General features: G+C 68.8%; 15 protein-coding genes. 4 read left to right on the top strand and 11 right to left on the bottom strand.

Features of this window, described 5'->3' with window-relative positions:
- Positions 1 to 253 precede the first annotated feature (253 nt).
- The 7 genes from ACGFSB_RS11450 to ACGFSB_RS11420 form a co-directional block, all read right to left on the bottom strand.
- Positions 254 to 1,108, bottom strand: a complete 855-nt coding sequence (locus ACGFSB_RS11450) for a slipin family protein (RefSeq protein WP_393397169.1) — start codon at positions 1,106 to 1,108, stop codon at positions 254 to 256.
- A 201-nt stretch (positions 1,109 to 1,309) separates the two neighbouring features.
- Positions 1,310 to 2,206: a S1 family peptidase gene (locus ACGFSB_RS11445; RefSeq protein ID WP_393397167.1), complete on the bottom strand. Its 897-nt coding sequence runs from the start codon at positions 2,204 to 2,206 to the stop codon at positions 1,310 to 1,312.
- A 256-nt stretch (positions 2,207 to 2,462) separates the two neighbouring features.
- Positions 2,463 to 3,341: a DUF1684 domain-containing protein gene (locus tag ACGFSB_RS11440; protein ID WP_393397165.1), complete on the bottom strand. Its 879-nt coding sequence runs from the start codon at positions 3,339 to 3,341 to the stop codon at positions 2,463 to 2,465.
- 59 nt (positions 3,342 to 3,400) lie between these two features.
- A complete protein-coding gene (locus ACGFSB_RS11435; RefSeq protein WP_393397164.1) occupies positions 3,401 to 4,372 on the bottom strand; it encodes an ABC transporter substrate-binding protein in 972 nt (323 codons plus the stop codon).
- A 38-nt stretch (positions 4,373 to 4,410) separates the two neighbouring features.
- Positions 4,411 to 5,172: an amino acid ABC transporter ATP-binding protein gene (locus ACGFSB_RS11430; protein ID WP_393397162.1), complete on the bottom strand. Its 762-nt coding sequence runs from the start codon at positions 5,170 to 5,172 to the stop codon at positions 4,411 to 4,413.
- Positions 5,169 to 6,047, bottom strand: coding sequence for an amino acid ABC transporter permease (locus tag ACGFSB_RS11425; protein ID WP_393398048.1), 879 nt, complete (start codon positions 6,045 to 6,047; stop codon positions 5,169 to 5,171). Before ACGFSB_RS11425 ends, ACGFSB_RS11430 begins: the two co-directional genes overlap by 4 nt.
- A gap of 8 nt (positions 6,048 to 6,055) precedes the next feature.
- Positions 6,056 to 6,913: an amino acid ABC transporter permease gene (locus ACGFSB_RS11420; RefSeq protein ID WP_393397160.1), complete on the bottom strand. Its 858-nt coding sequence runs from the start codon at positions 6,911 to 6,913 to the stop codon at positions 6,056 to 6,058.
- A 557-nt stretch (positions 6,914 to 7,470) separates the two neighbouring features.
- On the opposite strand from ACGFSB_RS11420, the gene ACGFSB_RS11415 reads away from it, so the two are divergent.
- Complete coding sequence (locus ACGFSB_RS11415) at positions 7,471 to 8,430, top strand: transporter substrate-binding domain-containing protein (RefSeq protein WP_393397158.1); 960 nt, start codon at positions 7,471 to 7,473, stop codon at positions 8,428 to 8,430.
- Positions 8,431 to 8,518: 88 nt separating this feature from the next.
- On the opposite strand, the gene ACGFSB_RS11410 is transcribed toward ACGFSB_RS11415, so the two are convergent.
- Complete coding sequence (locus tag ACGFSB_RS11410; RefSeq protein WP_393397156.1) at positions 8,519 to 9,778, bottom strand: DUF5685 family protein; 1,260 nt, start codon at positions 9,776 to 9,778, stop codon at positions 8,519 to 8,521.
- A gap of 289 nt (positions 9,779 to 10,067) precedes the next feature.
- Here ACGFSB_RS11410 and ACGFSB_RS11405 point away from each other — a divergent pair, with 289 nt between their 5' ends.
- The gene (locus ACGFSB_RS11405; RefSeq protein WP_393397154.1) at positions 10,068 to 10,511 is read left to right on the top strand and encodes a cell division protein SepF; all 444 of its coding nucleotides are present in this window, start codon (positions 10,068 to 10,070) and stop codon (positions 10,509 to 10,511) included.
- Between the two features lie 13 nt (positions 10,512 to 10,524).
- Here the strand turns inward: ACGFSB_RS11405 and ACGFSB_RS11400 are convergent, their stop codons facing one another.
- Positions 10,525 to 11,721, bottom strand: coding sequence for an acyl-CoA dehydrogenase family protein (locus ACGFSB_RS11400; protein WP_393397152.1), 1,197 nt, complete (start codon positions 11,719 to 11,721; stop codon positions 10,525 to 10,527).
- Between the two features lie 127 nt (positions 11,722 to 11,848).
- Positions 11,849 to 13,492: an MFS transporter gene (locus tag ACGFSB_RS11395; RefSeq protein WP_393397150.1), complete on the bottom strand. Its 1,644-nt coding sequence runs from the start codon at positions 13,490 to 13,492 to the stop codon at positions 11,849 to 11,851.
- A 230-nt stretch (positions 13,493 to 13,722) separates the two neighbouring features.
- Between ACGFSB_RS11395 and ACGFSB_RS11390 the strand changes: the two genes are divergently transcribed.
- On the top strand, positions 13,723 to 14,883 hold the full coding sequence (locus ACGFSB_RS11390; RefSeq protein ID WP_393397148.1) for a glycosyltransferase family 39 protein: 1,161 nt from the start codon (positions 13,723 to 13,725) through the stop codon (positions 14,881 to 14,883).
- Positions 14,884 to 15,142: 259 nt separating this feature from the next.
- On the top strand, positions 15,143 to 16,159 hold the full coding sequence (locus ACGFSB_RS11385) for a phosphatase PAP2 family protein (RefSeq protein ID WP_393397146.1): 1,017 nt from the start codon (positions 15,143 to 15,145) through the stop codon (positions 16,157 to 16,159).
- A gap of 105 nt (positions 16,160 to 16,264) precedes the next feature.
- Here the strand turns inward: ACGFSB_RS11385 and ACGFSB_RS11380 are convergent, their stop codons facing one another.
- The gene (locus ACGFSB_RS11380; protein WP_393397145.1) at positions 16,265 to 16,480 is read right to left on the bottom strand and encodes an I78 family peptidase inhibitor; all 216 of its coding nucleotides are present in this window, start codon (positions 16,478 to 16,480) and stop codon (positions 16,265 to 16,267) included.
- Positions 16,481 to 16,616: the final 136 nt, after the last annotated feature.

Raw genomic sequence — 16,616 nt, 5'->3', positions numbered from 1 at the left:
CGGCCCGTTCGGTGTGGGGACCTGGGGACCGGAAGGCGTACCGGCACGGAGTCGCACACGCTACGAAAGCCGCGTCCATGCCAAAGGGTGCGGCCCACTATCCCGATACCGCCTGGTAGCACACAAGGTCTACTTCAGGACGCGCACGCGACAATCACCGTGCGCCCGCTGCCTCTTCACCTGCGCCGGTCTCACCACGTCGGTTTCCGCTGCAAACACCGCGTGCAAGCGGGTGGTAGGCAGCGGGTAAGGACTAGTCCTGTCCTGTTTTCGACGCTCCGGGCGCGTCCGGGGCTCCGCCTTCCGAATTCGCCGCACCGGATTCCGGCAGAACGGCGGCAGCCGGCGCGGGCTGAGCCCGTTCCAGGAAGCGCAGTAGTTCCACGGGGAAGGGCAGGACGAGGGTGGAGTTCTTCTCGGCGGCGACCGCCACCACGGTCTGGAGCAGCCGGAGTTGGAGGGCGGCCGGTTCGTCCGCCATCTCGTGTGCCGCCTGGGCGAGCTTCTTGGAAGCCTGCAGCTCGGCGTCCGCGTTGATCACGCGGGCCCGCCGCTCTCGGTCGGCCTCGGCCTGCCGGGCCATCGACCGTTTCATCGTCTCCGGCAGCGATACGTCCTTGATCTCGACGCGGTCGATCTGTACGCCCCAGCCGATGGCCGGGGAGTCGATCATCAGCTCAAGGCCCTGGTTGAGCTTCTCGCGGTTGGAGAGCAGGTCGTCGAGATCGCTCTTGCCGATGATCGAGCGCAGCGACGTCTGGGCCATCTGCGAGACCGCGAAACGGTAGTCCTCCACCTGCACGACGGCCTCGGACGCGTCGACCACCTTGAAGTAGATGACCGCGTCGACCCGGACCGTGACGTTGTCCCGGGTGATGCCGTCCTGCGCAGGGACCGGCATCGTCACGATCTGCATGTTCACCTTACGGAGCCGGTCCACGCCCGGCACGATCATCGTGAGCCCCGGCCCGCGCACCGCACTCTGCAGACGGCCGAGCCGGAGCACCACACCCCGTTCGTACTGTTTGACCACACGCGCCGCGGCCATCGCATAGACCGCTCCAGCACATCCGACGGCCACTCCCGCAGTCACGAGCTCCTCGACCATGCCGGCCCCCAGGGTCCGAATTGGGCGTGTTGGGCGTGCACTTCGAAGGTAACCCCGCACAGCGCACAAAGGGAGACGGGAGACAGGGGAGAGCCCCCGCCCGTGTCCCCGGCGGGGGCTCCCCTGCTGCTGGCTGCAGACTGATTGCGCGTGGATCAGCCGTGCTTGGATCAGTGGATCAGTCGTACATGGATCGGTGGATCAGTAGACGCTCACGCCGTACGCGCTCAGCGCCTCGGTGACCGGCTGGAAGAAGGTCGTGCCGCCCGATGAGCAGTTGCCGCTGCCGCCCGAGGTGAGGCCGAGTGCCTTCGTCCCCGCGTAGAGCGGGCCGCCGCTGTCGCCGGGTTCGGCGCAGACCGTCGTCTTGATCATGCCGTAGACGATGTCACCGCCGCCGTAGTTGACGGTCGCGTTCAGGCCGGTGACCTTGCCGCTGTGGATGCCGGTGGTCGAGCCGCGCCGGGTGACGGTCTGATTCACGGTCGGGTTGCCCGCGCTCGTGATGTCCTGGCTGCCGACCGTGCCGGGGTGGGCGATCGAACCGGAGTACTTGACGAGGCCGTAGTCGTTCGTCGGGAAGCTGGACCCCGCCGTGGACCCGATCGTCGTGCTGTGCCCCGAGTTGGACCACCAGGTACCCGCACCGTCGGTGCAGTGACCGGCGGTCACGAAGTAGTAGGTGCTGCCGCTGCGGACGTTGAAGCCGAGCGAGCAGCGCCAGCTGGACGCGTAGATCGCGTCGCCGCCCGAGATCAGCTTGTTGAACTTGCCGGGAGTGCGCTCGACCTTGAGGGCGCCCGCGTTGCTGCCCGCCGCCTCCTTGATCTTGGCGAGCTCCGCCTTGGAGACGGTGCTGTCCGCGGTGACGACAAGGCGGTTGGTCGCCTTGTCGACGCTCCACGCGGTGCCCGCGACATTCGCGTCGAGCACCGCGTCGCCCGCCTTGGTGAGCTGCGCCGAACTGAAGGTGGTGACGTCATTGGCGTTCGCAGCGGGGACGGCGAGCGCGCCGGCAGCCACGAGTCCGGTGGCCACGGCGAGCAGACGAGTACGTCTCGCTATGCCGCTGCGGGGGGTGGTGCGCTTGTTCCTCACTTGTTGTTCCTCCCGGGGGGAAGTCAGTGGGCCCGCGTGGATTGGGGCCCGTGAGGCGCAGCCAATGAGCAAAAGGCAAGCCGGATTCCGGATACGCCGTGCCCCTGACAAGCGCTGCTCGGGAGTATTCGGGCCAGGGGCAGCCCGCACAAGGGCGCCTTTCGGCCGTCAGCCGGATACACGTCAGCCTGCCCCGGTGGCTGTCGTACGTCTCGTACGCCACCGGGGCTCGGGTCATCGGCTCTGTTCTGACGTGTCAACGACGAAGGAGGTTCCGCTCTCCGGCGGCGATCTCGGTGTCGAGGGTGTTGCCCGGGGGTGGGAAGGGGCAGAGGAAGTGGTCGGCGAAGGCGCACGGCGGAAGCAGCGCGCGGTTGAAGTCGACGGTCGTGCGCCCCTCGGCGTCCGGCGCGGCGGGCCGCAGGAACCGGAACCGGTAGCTGGACACCCCGCTGCTCGCGTCGGCGAACACCGCCCACAACATTGGGGCCTCCCCTGCTCGAGCGGAGCCGAGAGCTTGGGGAACGTCGCCCTCCACCGACACCTGGAGCGTGTGGTCCTTTCCGGCCAGCTTGAAGGCCAGCTCACCGCCGAGGCCGAGCCCCCGCTCCACCCCGTCCGCGTTGCCGACCCGGACGGTGCGTACGCCGCTGCCGACACTGTCCGTGCTGTCGGCCGCGTACGGCGTGAAGCGCCCCGGCACCGCCCAGCGCGTGTCGTACTCGGTGGCGTCGATGCCCTGGAAGGCACGGCGCGTGACGGATTCGGGGTCGAAATCGCGTACCGCCCAGAGCCCTTCGCGCCGCAGCACGACGAAGCGGCGCTCACCGAGCCCGACGCGGGCCGCGCCGACAGGACCGGGGTCGGCGACAAGGCGGGCCTCACCGCTGAAGGGCTGCCCGTCGAGGGTGAGCCCGTCATCGGCACCGGCGGTCAGGACGATCTCGTCGCCCGCCTCGGCCCAGTGCCCGGGGATGTCCGGAAGCGATCCGTCCGGATGGTCCGCGAGCCAGTGCGTGCCGGTGAGGGAGAGCGGGCCGTAGGTCGCCGACACCGTCTCCGTCCGCTGCTCGTGCCAGTGCTTCCAGTCGCGTACCGCGTCCGTCGATGCGTCCGTCGATGCGTCCGTCGTCATGTGATCAACCCTTCCATGCAGATATATGGGCATCCTCTTACGGCTTCCTGCACAGCTCCCTACTGCTTGGGCAGGCCCTTGGGGTTGATCTGCGACGACTTCACGGCCTCGCTCGAAAGCCCCCACCGCTTGAGGACCTTCGCGTAACTGCCGTCCTTGATCACGTGGTTGAGCGCCGCGGCATACGCGTCGACGAGTCCGCTGTCCTTCTTCGTCGTAGCGGCGATCTCGCCCTGAATGCTCGGACCGCCGCCCGACAACGTACCGATGATCTTCGTCTGTCCCGACGACGCGACGTGGTAGGCGGCGGACGGGTTCGGGCCGAGATACGCGTCGATGCGCCCCGACTGGAGGGCCAGGTAGTAGTCGGAGTCCTTCTGGAAGTACTTGATGGCGACCGGCTTGCGCCCGGCCTTCTCGTTCGCCTTGCTCCAGTCGACGAGGATCTTCTCCTGGTTGGTGCCCGATGAGACCGCGATCGTTCTGCCCGCCACGTCCGCCGGCTTCTTCGCCGTCCAGCCGGCGTCCTTGCGCGCCTCGAAGGCGATGTTGTCGTTGCGGTAGGTCGCGAAGTCGTACTTCTCCTTGCGCTCCTCGGTCACCGTGACGTTGGAGAAGACGCCGTCGAACTTCCCGCTGTCCAGGCCGACGAAGAGGTTCTCCCAGGAGACCTGCTCGAACTTCGGCTTCAGGCCGAGTGTCTCGGCGACCAGGATCGCGATGTCGACCTCGGAACCGATCCGCGTCTTGTCGTCGGTGGCGTAGAAGCCGAGCGGCGCGGTCGATTCGGCGCCGCCGCCGAGCCGCAGCGTGCCGCGCTCGCGCACCGCTTTCGGCACGAGTTTCGCGATGGCGTCGGCCTTCTTGCCGCGTACACGGTTCTGGTCGGGCCCGATGTTGATGCCACCGACCTTCTTGGTGCCGGGCGCTCCTCCACCGGTCGCGGCGTCGCTGTCCCCGCCGCAGGCGCTGAGCAGGGGCGCGATGGCCAGGACGGCGACGGAGGCGGTGAGGGTACGTCGGGAAAACATCGGGAGCTCCTGGAGAATCTTGGTCTTGCGGACCTGGGCTAGAGAACCTTGGAGAGAAACGCGCGGGTGCGCTCGTGCTGCGGCCGGTCCAGTACGTCTCCGGGGGCGCCCTGCTCGACGATGAGCCCTTCGTCCATGAAGACGACCGTGTCGGCGACCTCACGCGCGAAGCCGATCTCGTGGGTGACGACGATCATCGTGGTGCCCTGGCCCGCCAAGTCCTTGATGACGTCGAGCACTTCACCGACAAGCTCGGGGTCGAGGGCCGACGTCGGCTCGTCGAAGAGCAGCAGCTTCGGCTCGACGGCGAGCGCGCGGGCGATGGCGACGCGCTGCTGCTGGCCGCCGGACAGCTGCTTGGGGTACGCGTCCGCCTTGTCGGCGAGGCCGACCCGGTCGAGCAGGGTCCCGGCGTCCGCCACGGCTTCCTTGCGGGGCCGCTTCAGTGCCGAGACCGGCGCCTCGACGATGTTCTCCAGGACCGTCAGATGCGGGAAGAGATTGAAGTTCTGGAAGACGAAGCCGATCTGGGTGCGCTGCTTGAGCACCTCACGTTCGCGCAGCTCGTACAGCTTGTCGCCGGAGCGCCGGTAGCCGACGAGCGCGCCGTCGACGCTGATCCAGCCCTTGTCCACCTTCTCCAGGTGGTTGATGGCCCGCAGGAGTGTGGACTTGCCGGATCCGGAGGGGCCGAGGATGACGGTGACCTCGCCCTTGTGCACCTCCAGATCGAGACCTCGCAGAACTTCCAGGGTCCCGAAGGACTTGTGCACGGACCGGAGTTCGACCATCGCGCTCATCGCGATGCCCCCTTTGAGAAGTGGCGTTCGACGTAGTGCTGGAGGACGGAGAGGGCCGTGGTGAGCAGGACGTACCAGGCGGTGGCGACCATCAGGAGCGGTACGACGCGGCCGTTGCGGCCGTAGATGACCTGCACCTGGTAGAAGAGCTCGCCGATCGCCATCACGGAGACGATCGATGTGCCCTTGAAGAGGGAGATGATCTCGTTGGCCGCGTTAGGCAGGATCGAGCGCATCGCCTGTGGCAGGACGATGCGGCGGATCTGCCGGATCCGGGGAATGCCGAGAGCGGCCGCCGCCTCCAACTGGCCGCTGTCGACGGCCAGTACACCTGCCCGCACGATCTCGGCGGCGTACGCGGCCTGATGCAGTGCGAGGCCGAGGACGGCCGCGCTCATCGCGCCGACGAGCCCCATCGTGTCGAAGGAGAAGAAGCCGGGACCGAAGGGGATCCCGAACTGCAACTCCTTGTACAGATAGGCCAGGTTGAACCAGAACAGCAGCTGCACGATGAGTGGGATCGACCGGAACGCCCAGATGTAGGCGAAGGCCACCGCCTTCAGGAACGGGCTCGCCGAGAGCCGCATGAAGGCGATCACGATGCCGAGCGCGAAGCCGAGAGCCGTGCCGTAGAAGGTGAGCTGGAGGGTGACCCAGACCGCGTCGAGGATCACGTCGGCGGTGAAGAACTCGGCGAAAACCTCCCATTCCCAGCCGGAGTTGGTGGCGAGCCCGTGCGCGAACTGCGCCACGAGGACGGCCGTCACGACGACGGCCACCCAGCGCCAGGGATGGCGCACGGGGATCACCTTCAGGGCGCCGAAGTCGTCGTCCTTCGCGACATCCCCGACTGGCTCGCGCTCCGTCACGCTCATCGGGTGCGTCATCGGGTGCGCTCCGAACCGCGCGCGTAGTGCCGCTCCACGTAGTACTGGCCGACGCTCAGGAGCGAGGTGATCACGACGTACCAGATGGTGGCGACCAGGAGCAGCGGGATGACCTGATAGGTGCGGTGATAGACGAGCTGCACGGAGTACAGGAGGTCCTGCACCGCGATCACGCTGACGATCGACGTGCCCTTGAGCGTGCCGATCAGCATGTTCCCCGCCGGCGGCACGATGGAGCGCATGGCCTGCGGAAGCACGATCCGCCGCCACCGGCGCCACTGGCTGAGCCCGAGCGCCTGCGCGGCCTCGATCTGCCCCCGGTCGACGGAGAGGATGCCGCCGCGCACCACCTCGGCGGCGTACGCGGCCTCGTGCAGGGTGAGGCCGATGACGGCGATGGTGATCGGCCCGAGCAGGTTCACCGTCTTCACGCCGAAGAGGTACGGGTACAGCGCCCCGATGTTGAACCAGAACAGCAGCTGCACCAGGATCGGCATCGACCTGAAGAGCCAGACGTAGCCCCAACTGACGCCCCGCAGCACGGGGTTGGACGAGAGGCGTCCCAGGGCGAGCACCGAGCCGAGCGCGAAGCCGAGGACCATGACGACAGCGGTCAGCCAGAGCGTGAGCCAGAGGCCGCGCAGTACGGACGCCGAGGTGAAGTAGTCGCCGACGGTGTCCCACTGGAACGCTTCATTGCGTACGACCGAGTTGACGACGACCCCGAGAAGCACGAGGACGACGGCGGCGGCCACCCACTGCCCGGCGCGCCGCTGCGGCACGATGCGCGGGACATCGGGTGGAGGATCTTGAGGAGGGGCCGGTGCGGCTTTGGCGAGCGTGTCGGAAGACATGGCGAAGGCTCCGTGGATATCGGAGATCTCCGGCGCGCCGCGGAATGCTGAGCAGTACTCAGACCAGTAGTCAGAGCAGTACTCGGCACGAAACGCAGGGCGGGAGATCGCACACGGGTGGTGCCTTCACACGGACCGAGCCCCTCAGCACGATCCGCCTTGAGAGTACGGGGCTGTTTCGGCCCGCTGTCAAGGCCGTCCAGGATGTGAGCCGTACGTCTCATGACAGTTGACGCGGAAACGGATGCCTGCTCCACTTGCCCCATGCATTCGCAGCAGTGGCTGGTCACGCGCTCCCACATCGACTTCGGTCGAGTGTGGTCGGCGTCGTGTTCGACGACTCTCTGAGCCGACCCCCTGCGCGCTGAGCCCTTCCGTTCCCGGGTCTCTTCAGCCTCGCATCTCCCGTGCGCCCATGCGCCGTTGACCTCGCCTTCACACGCGTACACCGCCGCCGCCGCATCTCGCTGAGCGACGGCACCCCTCCCTCGCATCCCTCGCACCTCTTCGTACGTCCGTTTCGCCCTGCCCTGCTGCCTGATGGAGAACGTCACGCCATGAGCACGTATCCACATGCCCGTCGCATCCCGGCGGCCTTCGCCCTGATCACCGCCGCCACTCTCACACTCACCGCCTGCGGCTCCGGCGACTCCGCCGACACCACGGGCGGCGCGGCACCCGCGGGCAAGAGCGACAAGATCCCCACACAGGACGTGGTCGCCCCGGTCAAGAAGAACGAGGCGGCGGCGGAGCTGCTCCCCTCGGACGTACGTGAGCGCGGCACCCTCAATCTCGCGAACTCCGTCGGCGGCAGCCCGCCCGGCAACACCTACCTGGAGGACGGCAAGACGATCGTCGGCCAGGACGCCGACTTCGCGGAGGCGGTCGCCAAGGCGCTCGGCCTGAAGCTGAAGCGCGAGGCCGCGAGCTTCGAGGCGATCCTGCCCGCCCTGGACAGCGGAAAGTACGACCTCGGCACCGGCAACTTCGGCGTGACCGAGGAGCGGCGCAAGACGATCGACTTCGTCACGTACATCAACGACGGCCAGGGCTTCGCCGTCCGCAAGGACAGCAAACTGAAGAAGGTCACCGACTTCAAGCAGCTGTGCGGCCTGAACGTGGCGACCGGGGCCGGCACCACCTTCGAGGTCTCCCTCGAGGACAACAAGCACGTCTGCGATGACGCGGGCAAGAAGCCGTACAGCGTGAAGACGTACGCCGAGCAGGGCGCGATCTGGGGCTCGCTCCAGCAGGGCCGCAGCGATGTGGTGATGTCCACCATCAACGGCCTGCGCTACGCGGTCGCCCACCAGGAGGGTCTGAAGTTCCTGGGCGAGTACCACCGCCTCGACGTCGGCTTCGCCTTCAAGAAGGGAACGAAGCTTGCGCCTGCCTTCCAGGCAGCGGTGAATCAGCTGATCGCGGACGGCACGTATCAACGCATCCTGAAGAAGTGGGGCACCCAAGGGTCGGCGATCGAGCGGTCCCGGATCTCCCCGCCGGAGATCGAGGACTGATCTGTTCCCTGCCGGTGCATCGTGGCTGGTCGCGCCCACGCGGCGGAGCCGCACATCGACACGGCCCCGCGCCCCTTACGGGGCGCTGCTACAACCCGCAGTCACAACACTGACAGCACTCGCAGATCCCGCAGCAGCCACAGTCATCGCAGTTGTTGCAGCACCCCTCCCGCTTCTTGCGGGACCAGGGGCCGTCGTATGAATCCGCACAGCACACCTTGCAGGTACAGCACAGCCCGATGGCGACGGCGCACCCCGCCCAGAACCCACGTTTGCCCGGCTTCGGCGGCTGCGGCTCGAATGCGGGGCCGCCGCCGAAGCCACCGGGACCGCCGGGGGCTCCGGGCGCCCCGCCGCCGTACGGATTGCCGCCGCCGTACGGATTCTGCGAGTCGCTGTACGGGCCGCCCTGCTGACCGTAGGGATTGCCTCCCTGCGGCGGCCCGAACGAACCCCCCTGATGAGCCGTCACCTCATGGGCGTGCCCGCAGGCGTCGGTACCGAAGGCGCGGTCCACCGAACGCCCCAGCTCGTGCGCGAGCAGCACATGCGCCAGCTTGCCGTCCGTGAATTCGGCGTCGCGCAGTGCGAGGCGGATGCCGTGCAGTGCGTCGTCGGCGAGGCGCCGGGCTTCGACGAGGCCGGTGCCCGTGGCCGTCAGGGGGTTCCACGAACCCGACGCGGCGTCAGCTTCCTTGTCCTCCACGGCATCCAGGAGATGCGCGAGCCTGCCGAAGAGGCGCCCCGCCTCGGCGAGCGGCTCGGCGTTGCCCGGCCTGCCCGCGATGAGCGCGGTGTGCGCGAAGGCCGCCGCGGTGGCGGTCTCGGTCGGTTCGGTGACCGTGAGCAGGGAGGTTCCCGGGCCCGCCAAGGTCTCGATGCCGATCTGCCGTTCCACGGCGTCGACCAGGACCGCCGTGTCGAAGCCCACGTCAGCGCCGGTGCGCGCGCCCGCCCGGTCCCAGCTCTTCGCGACCCTGCGCGCGGCGGCGGCCACCGGCCTGCGCGCCAAGAGGCCGTCCCCGTCCACGACGTGGTCGCGCACCTTCGCCGACGCGAGGACCAGCGAGACCGCGGCCGCGAGCCGCGCTCCCTCGCCCTGGGCGACGGACGCGGTCCGCATTCCGCGCAGCGGGCAGGGGCCCGCGGTGCGCCGCCAGCCGGTCGCCTTCGCGGCCTGAGCCTCCGTCAGAACCGAGACGATCAGGCCGTCATAGTTGGTCACGACGCGGGCCAGCTGCCCGTGATCGCCGCGCAGCGCGAGGCAGAGCCCGCACAAATGCGCCATCCATTGCGTCTTGAGGCCTTCACCGAGACGATGACTGCACGGCCTGACGATTCCGAACATACGACTCCCCCGTGAGCCTGTCGCCGATCAACTCGGGCATCGTATCGAGGGGTCCGTTCACCCAGACGCACCGGTCGTCACCCAAACGCCGTGAAGAATCATATTTCACTCACTGTCAGCAGCCGTACACAGCAAGACCCTTGAGGAATCACGTGAGTCAGCGTGTTGACTCTGCACCAGTACCGTCACGAAAACCCCGCGCGGCGACTATTCACTTGGCGCACCATCCGCATCATGGACGAACATGGGGATGCGGAACGCAGAAAGCCCGCTGTGAGAGGAGGCGTCCATGGGATCGGTGCGCAAGGCGAGTGCCTGGCTTGGCCTCGTCGACGACAACAACAACGACGAGCGTTACTACGAAGGCTATGACGACGACGGGGCCGAAGGGCCCGGCGAAGCCTGGGTCACCGACCCGCGGGTCCGGGTGGCGACCGAGGCGGCCGAGGAGGAGGGGCGCCGGATCGGGACCGTGACCCCGGACAGCTTCCGGGACGCGCGCGGCATCGGCGAGCTCTTCCGGGACGGCGTCCCGGTCATCATCAACCTCACGTCGATGGAGCCCGGCGACGCCAAGCGCGTCGTGGACTTCGCGGCGGGCCTGACGTTCGGTCTGCGTGGCTCCATCGAGCGCGTGGCGACGCGGGTCTTCCTGCTCACCCCCGCTGACACGCAGATCGTCAACGGGGAAGCCACGAGCCGTCCGGCGGACGGTTTCTTCAACCAGAGTTAGCGGGCGAGGCCGCTCACCGGAAAGCGTCAAGGCCGGTGAGCGCCTTGCCCAGCACGAGTTGATGCATCTCGACGGTGCCCTCATAGGTGAGCACCGATTCGAGGTTCGTCGCATGTCGCATCACGGGGTACTCGAGCGAGATCCCGTTCGCGCCCAGGATCGTCCGGGACGTGCGGCAGATCTCGATCGCTTCTCGTACGTTGTTGAGCTTGCCGAAGCTGACCTGCTCGGGGCGGAGCCTGCCCGCGTCCAGACGCCGGCCGAGGTGGTGGGCGAGCAGGATGCCCTTGTGCAGCTCGACCGCCATGTCGGCGAGCTTGGCCTGGGTGAGCTGGAAGCCGCCGATGGGCCTGCCGAACTGCTCGCGGGTCTTGGAGTAGTCGACGGCGGTCTCGAAGGAGGAGCGGGCGGCGCCCATGGCTCCCCAGACGATGCCGTAGCGCGCGTGGGAGAGACAGCTCAGCGGACCCTTGAGCCCGGTGACCTCGGGAAGCACCGCGTCGGCGGGCAGCCTGACCTCGTCCATCACCAGCTCACTGGTGACGCTGGCACGCAGCGACCACTTGTGCTTGATCTCGGGGGCCGAGAATCCTGGGCTGTCCGTGGGGACGACGAAGCCGCGGATGCCCTCGTCCGTCTGCGCCCAGACGACGGCGACACCGGCCACCGATCCGTTGGTGATCCACATCTTGCGTCCGGTGAGCACCCAGTCGGTGCCGTCCTTCTTGGCGTGCGTACGCATGGCCGCCGGGTCGGAGCCGTGGTCGGGCTCGGTGAGCCCGAAGCAGCCGATGATCTCCCCGGCCGCCATCCCCGGCAGCCAGCGCTGCTTCTGCTCCTCGGAGCCGAAGCGGTGGATGGCGTACATGGCGAGGGAGCCCTGCACGGAGACGAGTGAGCGGATGCCGGAGTCGGCGGCCTCGAGCTCCAGGCAGGCGATCCCGTACTGGACGGCGCTCGAGCCGGCACAGCCGTAGCCCTGGAGCGACATCCCCAGGGCGCCGATGGAGCCGAGCTCGCGGGCCAGGTCACGGATGCCGGGCAGCTCGCCCTTCTCGTACCAGTCGGCGATGTGCGGCAGAACGCGGTCGGCCGCCCAGGTCCTGACGGTCTCGCGGATCGCGAGGTCCTCGGGGTCGAGCAGGTCGTCGATGCCGAGGGGGTCGGTGGGGTCGAAGGGCGGCAGAGGGGTGCGGGCGCTTGCTGACATGCGGGCCTCCGGCGACACGAAAACTAGCGGTGATAGTTAGCTACGGTTCGCGCTGACGTTACGACGGAGTGTCCCGCAGGAACAAGGGCGTGCTGGGCGCCACCCCGGCCGGAGGCCAGGACGCGCGTCAGCGGACGGACTCCGCGGGGACTCCTGCCCCGTCGCGGGGGGCCGGTACGCCCTGCTCGGACCGCTCGGCCATTGCAGGCCGCTCAGGCTTCGCCGCGCAATCCATGGTGCGCGGCAGCTTCAGCGCCATGAGCGCGCCGAGCAGCAAAAGCCCCGCGCTGACGAGCAGCGTCACATGCAGCCCGTGCACGAAGGCCTCGCGGGCCGCGTCCCGAAGGGCGCTCCCCGCTCCGCCGCCGAGCCGCCCCGCGACCTCGTACGCCTCGCCGAGCGAGTGGCTCGCGGCGGCACTGTCCTTGGCCGGCACGCCCCGCACGGACGAGAGGCCCGGCGCGTACGCCGCGTTCATGACGCTGCCGAGCAGCGCGATGCCGATGCCCGCGCCCAGCTGGTACGAGGTCTCGCCGATCGCGGCGGCACCGCCCGCCTGCGACGGAGGCGCCTCGCTGAGCATCGACTCGTACGAACCGAAGAGCGTGAGCTGCAGGCCGAGGCCGAGGAGCACGAAGCTGGTCACCATCAGCGGGTCGTTCAGCTTGTCGCCCATCCCGGTGAGGATCACCACGGCCACCGCGGTCAGGCTGAAGCCGAAGGCGACCATCGTGCGCGGGCCGAAGCGGTGAAGCAGCTTCGATCCGGCGAGGCCCGCGGCCATCGCGGCGACGGTGAGCGGCACGAGCCGCATCCCGGTCTCCAGCGGGGAGAGCCCGAGCACCAGCTGCAGATACTGCGCGGCGACCAGCTCGAGGCCCACCAGGGCGAGCATCGCGAGGACGATGCAGCCGAGCGAGGTGCTGAACGCGGGCCGCGCGAACATCGACAGGTCTATGAGCGGATGCTTGCGCCGCCGCTGCCTGCGGACGAAGCCGATCAGGAGGGCCCCGCCCACGAAGAAGGAGAGGAGGGTCGTCATGCCGAACGGTGACTCTCCGCCGCCCGCCCGCTTCACCGCGAACACGAGGCCGAAGAGACCGCCCGCGGCCATCAGCGCGCCGACCACGTCCCACGGCCCGTTGCGGTCGCCCGTCGACTCGGGGAGGAGCAGACGCCCGATGGGCAGGCTGACCAGCATCAACGGGATGTTTATGAGAAAGACCGAACCCCACCAGAAGTGCTCGAGCAGGAAACCGCCGAGCAAGGGTCCGCCCGCGGCGCCGATCCCGGCCACCGCGCTCCACACACCGATGGCGACGGCTCGCTCACGCCGGTCGGGGAAGACCTGGCGGAGGATCGAGAGGGTCGCGGGCATGATCATCGCGCCGCCGACGCCGAGCAGGGCGCGGGCCGCGATCAGGATCTGAGCGTTGTCCGCCATGGCCGCCACGGCCGAGGCGACGCCGAAGAGGGCGTATCCGAGAAGGAGCACCCTCCTGCGGCCCACCCGGTCACCGAGCGTGCCGAAGAGGATGAGCAGCGAGGCGCAGACCAGTGGATAGACGTCCACGATCCACAGCAGCTCGATGCCGCCGGGCTTCAGGTCCTCCGTGACGGCGGGCACCGCCACGTGCAGGACTGTGGCGTCGACGGCGACGAGCAGCAGGCTGACGCAGAGAACGACGAGCACCAGCCAGCGGTTGGCGCCACCCTGAGACCCGGGTACCCGACGGCCGGAAGGAGCGGTGGCCGTGGTCGAACCCGACATGTGCGATACCTCCCAGTGATCCCTCGCATCGGCGGCCCCGCGGGACGTGATCTCCCAGCTGGCGGCGGCTATAGGCGAGTGAGCCGTCAGAGTACGCGAGTTCACGGCTGTGGCGCGTGGCGGACCTCTCATGGTTGTGCCGAGACGGTGTGGCATACGCCACGCCGCCCACGCATGGACCACGCCCCCGGCCGGGCACTCGGTTCCCGTCTGCGCCGATAATCGACCCCGTGACCGACCTTGATCAACCCCTGCCGCCGCTCTCGCACGGCACCCGCGCGAGCGCTCTGCTGCGCCGTGCCGCGCCCGCGCTCCTCGCCTACGCCGGGGTGCGCGCCCTGGGTGTGGCGGTGCTCGCGGTGTGGAGCGCGGCGGCGGGAAAGAGCCCGCACACGCTGCTCACCGCCCGCTGGGACTCGCTCTGGTACACCCGTGTCGCCGAGTTCGGCTACGGCTGGGAGGTGAAGCTCCCGGACGGCAGCGTGCACTCGAACCTCGCGTTCTTCCCGCTGCTGCCCTGGCTGGAGCGCCTCGTCTCGGCGATCAGCCCCTTGTCGTACGCCGATGCGGGACTGGTGGTGAGCTGGCTCGCGTCACTCTGCGCGGCCGGGGGGATCTTCGCGATCGCCGATCACCTCTATGGGCGACGCGCGGGAATCTGTGCGGTCGCGCTGTGGGCGGTGCTCCCTGTCGGGATCGTGCAGTCGATGGCGTACAGCGAGTCCCTGTTCACCGCGCTCGCGGCCTGGTCGCTCTACGCGGTGCTCACCGGCCGCTGGGTGTGGGCGGGCGTGCTCGCCTCCTTCGCGGGGCTCACCCGGCCCGTGGGCGCCGCGGTCGTCGCGGCACTCTGGGTGACGGCGGCAGTCCACATCCACCGGGAGCGGAACGCCACCTCGCGCATGATCCTCGGGGTGGTTCTCGCCCCGCTCGGCGCCGCGGGCTATGTCCTGTGGGTCGGCCACCGCACCGGCAACGGCCTCCTCGGCTATCTCGACGTCCAGGCGGGCTGGGGCAACGGCTTCGACTTCGGCTATGCCTTCGCCCGTTTCGTCGCCGACAAGTTCACCGGCCTCCCTGCCGCCCTGGCCGGGGTCGGCCTGATCGTCGGGGTCGCCCTGGTGATCTGGCTGTACGTCATCGGCGTACGGAAGAAGCAGCCGCTGCCGCTGCTCGTCTACTGCGGAATCGTCGTGGCGCTGGCACTCTGCGCCGCGGGCTACTTCGGCTCGAAGCCGCGCCTCCTGCTGCCCGCCTTCCCGCTGCTCCTGCCGATCGCGGTGGCGCTCGCCCGGCTGCGTACGTCCAGGTCGGCGCTGGTGCTCGGGAGCGTGGCCGCGGCGAGCGCGGCGTACGGGGCGCTCTGGCTGAACGGCTCGGGTCCGCCATGATCACTTCCGGAGCCCCCGGTGAGCGGAGGGGAAATTCCGCGCCAGGTCCCGGTGAACGAATTCATAAGCGCTATAAAACGTCCACACTAATGATCAACGAATTAAGTAGGGAACGAGTAAGGGGCGAGTAAGGGCCTGATCGCCGAATAAGGAAACGCGGGGAATAAACCCCCGTCTGAGATCAATGCCACATCACATCGTCATCACAAAGCCACTGATTCGGCCTAGTCACGCACTCACTCGCTGTAACGTCGATTGAGTGCGTACCGAACGAAACCTCACCCGTCTGGACCGGGTCTTCGCCCGGCTAGACCGTGAGCCGGAACGACCCGCCGACCTCGATGTGCCGAGGATGAGCAGGCACAGGATCGTGCTCTTCAGCGCGACCCTGGCCTTCTACCTCGCCATCGTGGTCGCTGTGCTCGCCACTTCGTGGCTCGTGCGGTTCGACTGGCAGGTCATGTTCTTCCGGCCCTACCAGCAGTGGCCCGAGATCCACGCCTTCCTCGACTACTGGGTGGTCCTCGGCCAGCGCGGCCCGACCGCCGTGATGGTCGCGGCCTGGCTGGGCTGGCGCTCCTGGCGTCAGCACACGATCCGCCCGCTCCTCACGTTCGGCGCCGCCCTGCTCCTGCTCAACGTCACGGTCGGTGCCGCCAAAATCGGCATGGGCCGCCTCGGCCCGCACTACGCCACCACGATCGGCGCCCACGAGATGGGGCTCGGCGGCGATATATTCCCTTCGGGCCACACCGCGAACGCCGTCGTGACCTGGGGAATCCTGGCCTACATGGCCTCCACCCCGCGCACCCGCCGCTATCTCTCGGCGCTCTCGGCCGTGGTCTCCCTCAGCGTCGGCCTGACCACCGTCTATCTCGGTACGCACTGGCTGAGCGATGTCCTCCTCGGCTGGGCCGCCGGACTGCTCGTCCTGCTCGCGCTGCCCTGGGTGGAGCCGCTGCTCACCCGCGTCGAAGGCTGGATCTTCGCCCTGCGGGACCTCTGGCGCACCCGCCGCGCCGGTCTGGCCTCCCCGGTCATCCCGGCCCCGGCTCCCGCGACGGCTCCGCAGCCCGCCGCACCGGCCGACGAGCCCCCGGTCCGCGAGCCGGTCGGCGCCGCACGCCCCGCCCGCGCCCCGGCCTACCTCGCGCCGGGCCCGCACACACCGCGCTCCGAGCGCAGCCCGGTCACCCCGGCGGGCAGCCGCCGCCCGCCGCACTCCGAGCGCGCCTCACGCGCCGCCGCACCGGCCCGCCCGGTGGCGGGGGGCTGACCCCGCCGACAGTGAGACCCGCGGGGGTCGGTACGCACAGCCCATCCCCCGCATCGCGAAGGCCCCGGTTCCGTCTCGGAACCGGGGCCTTCGCGATGCGCTGGGTCAGCCCTTCCAGCAGCGGGCCACGACGCCTTCCTTGACCTCGAAGTTGAGCCGCCCCGCGAGGTACTCCATGGTGATGATCGCGCCGGGCTGCAGCGACCTGACAGTGGACCAGCCGCGCTCGCGGGCCTGCCGCTCGGCGCCTTCGGCGGCGAGGCCGACGTAGGTGTCAGGGGTGTCCTTGGGCTCGGCGGGAGGGGTCGGTATAGGTGCCATGACCGCCACGTTAGGCGGCGCGGCCCGGCCGGGGGAAGGCCATAGCCGGACACCATGGGTCACCGGTCCCTCTCCGGTCACGCTTTTGTCACAGGATCACGACGCGCGTTTCGCCTTAACTCCGTCACACGATCGG

The organism is Streptomyces sp. NPDC048441 (genome assembly GCF_043200235.1).
Taxonomy (GTDB): domain Bacteria; phylum Actinomycetota; class Actinomycetes; order Streptomycetales; family Streptomycetaceae; genus Streptomyces.
The sequence above is the reverse complement of the archived record's forward strand: the minus strand, read 5'-3'. Positions and strand labels throughout refer to the sequence as shown.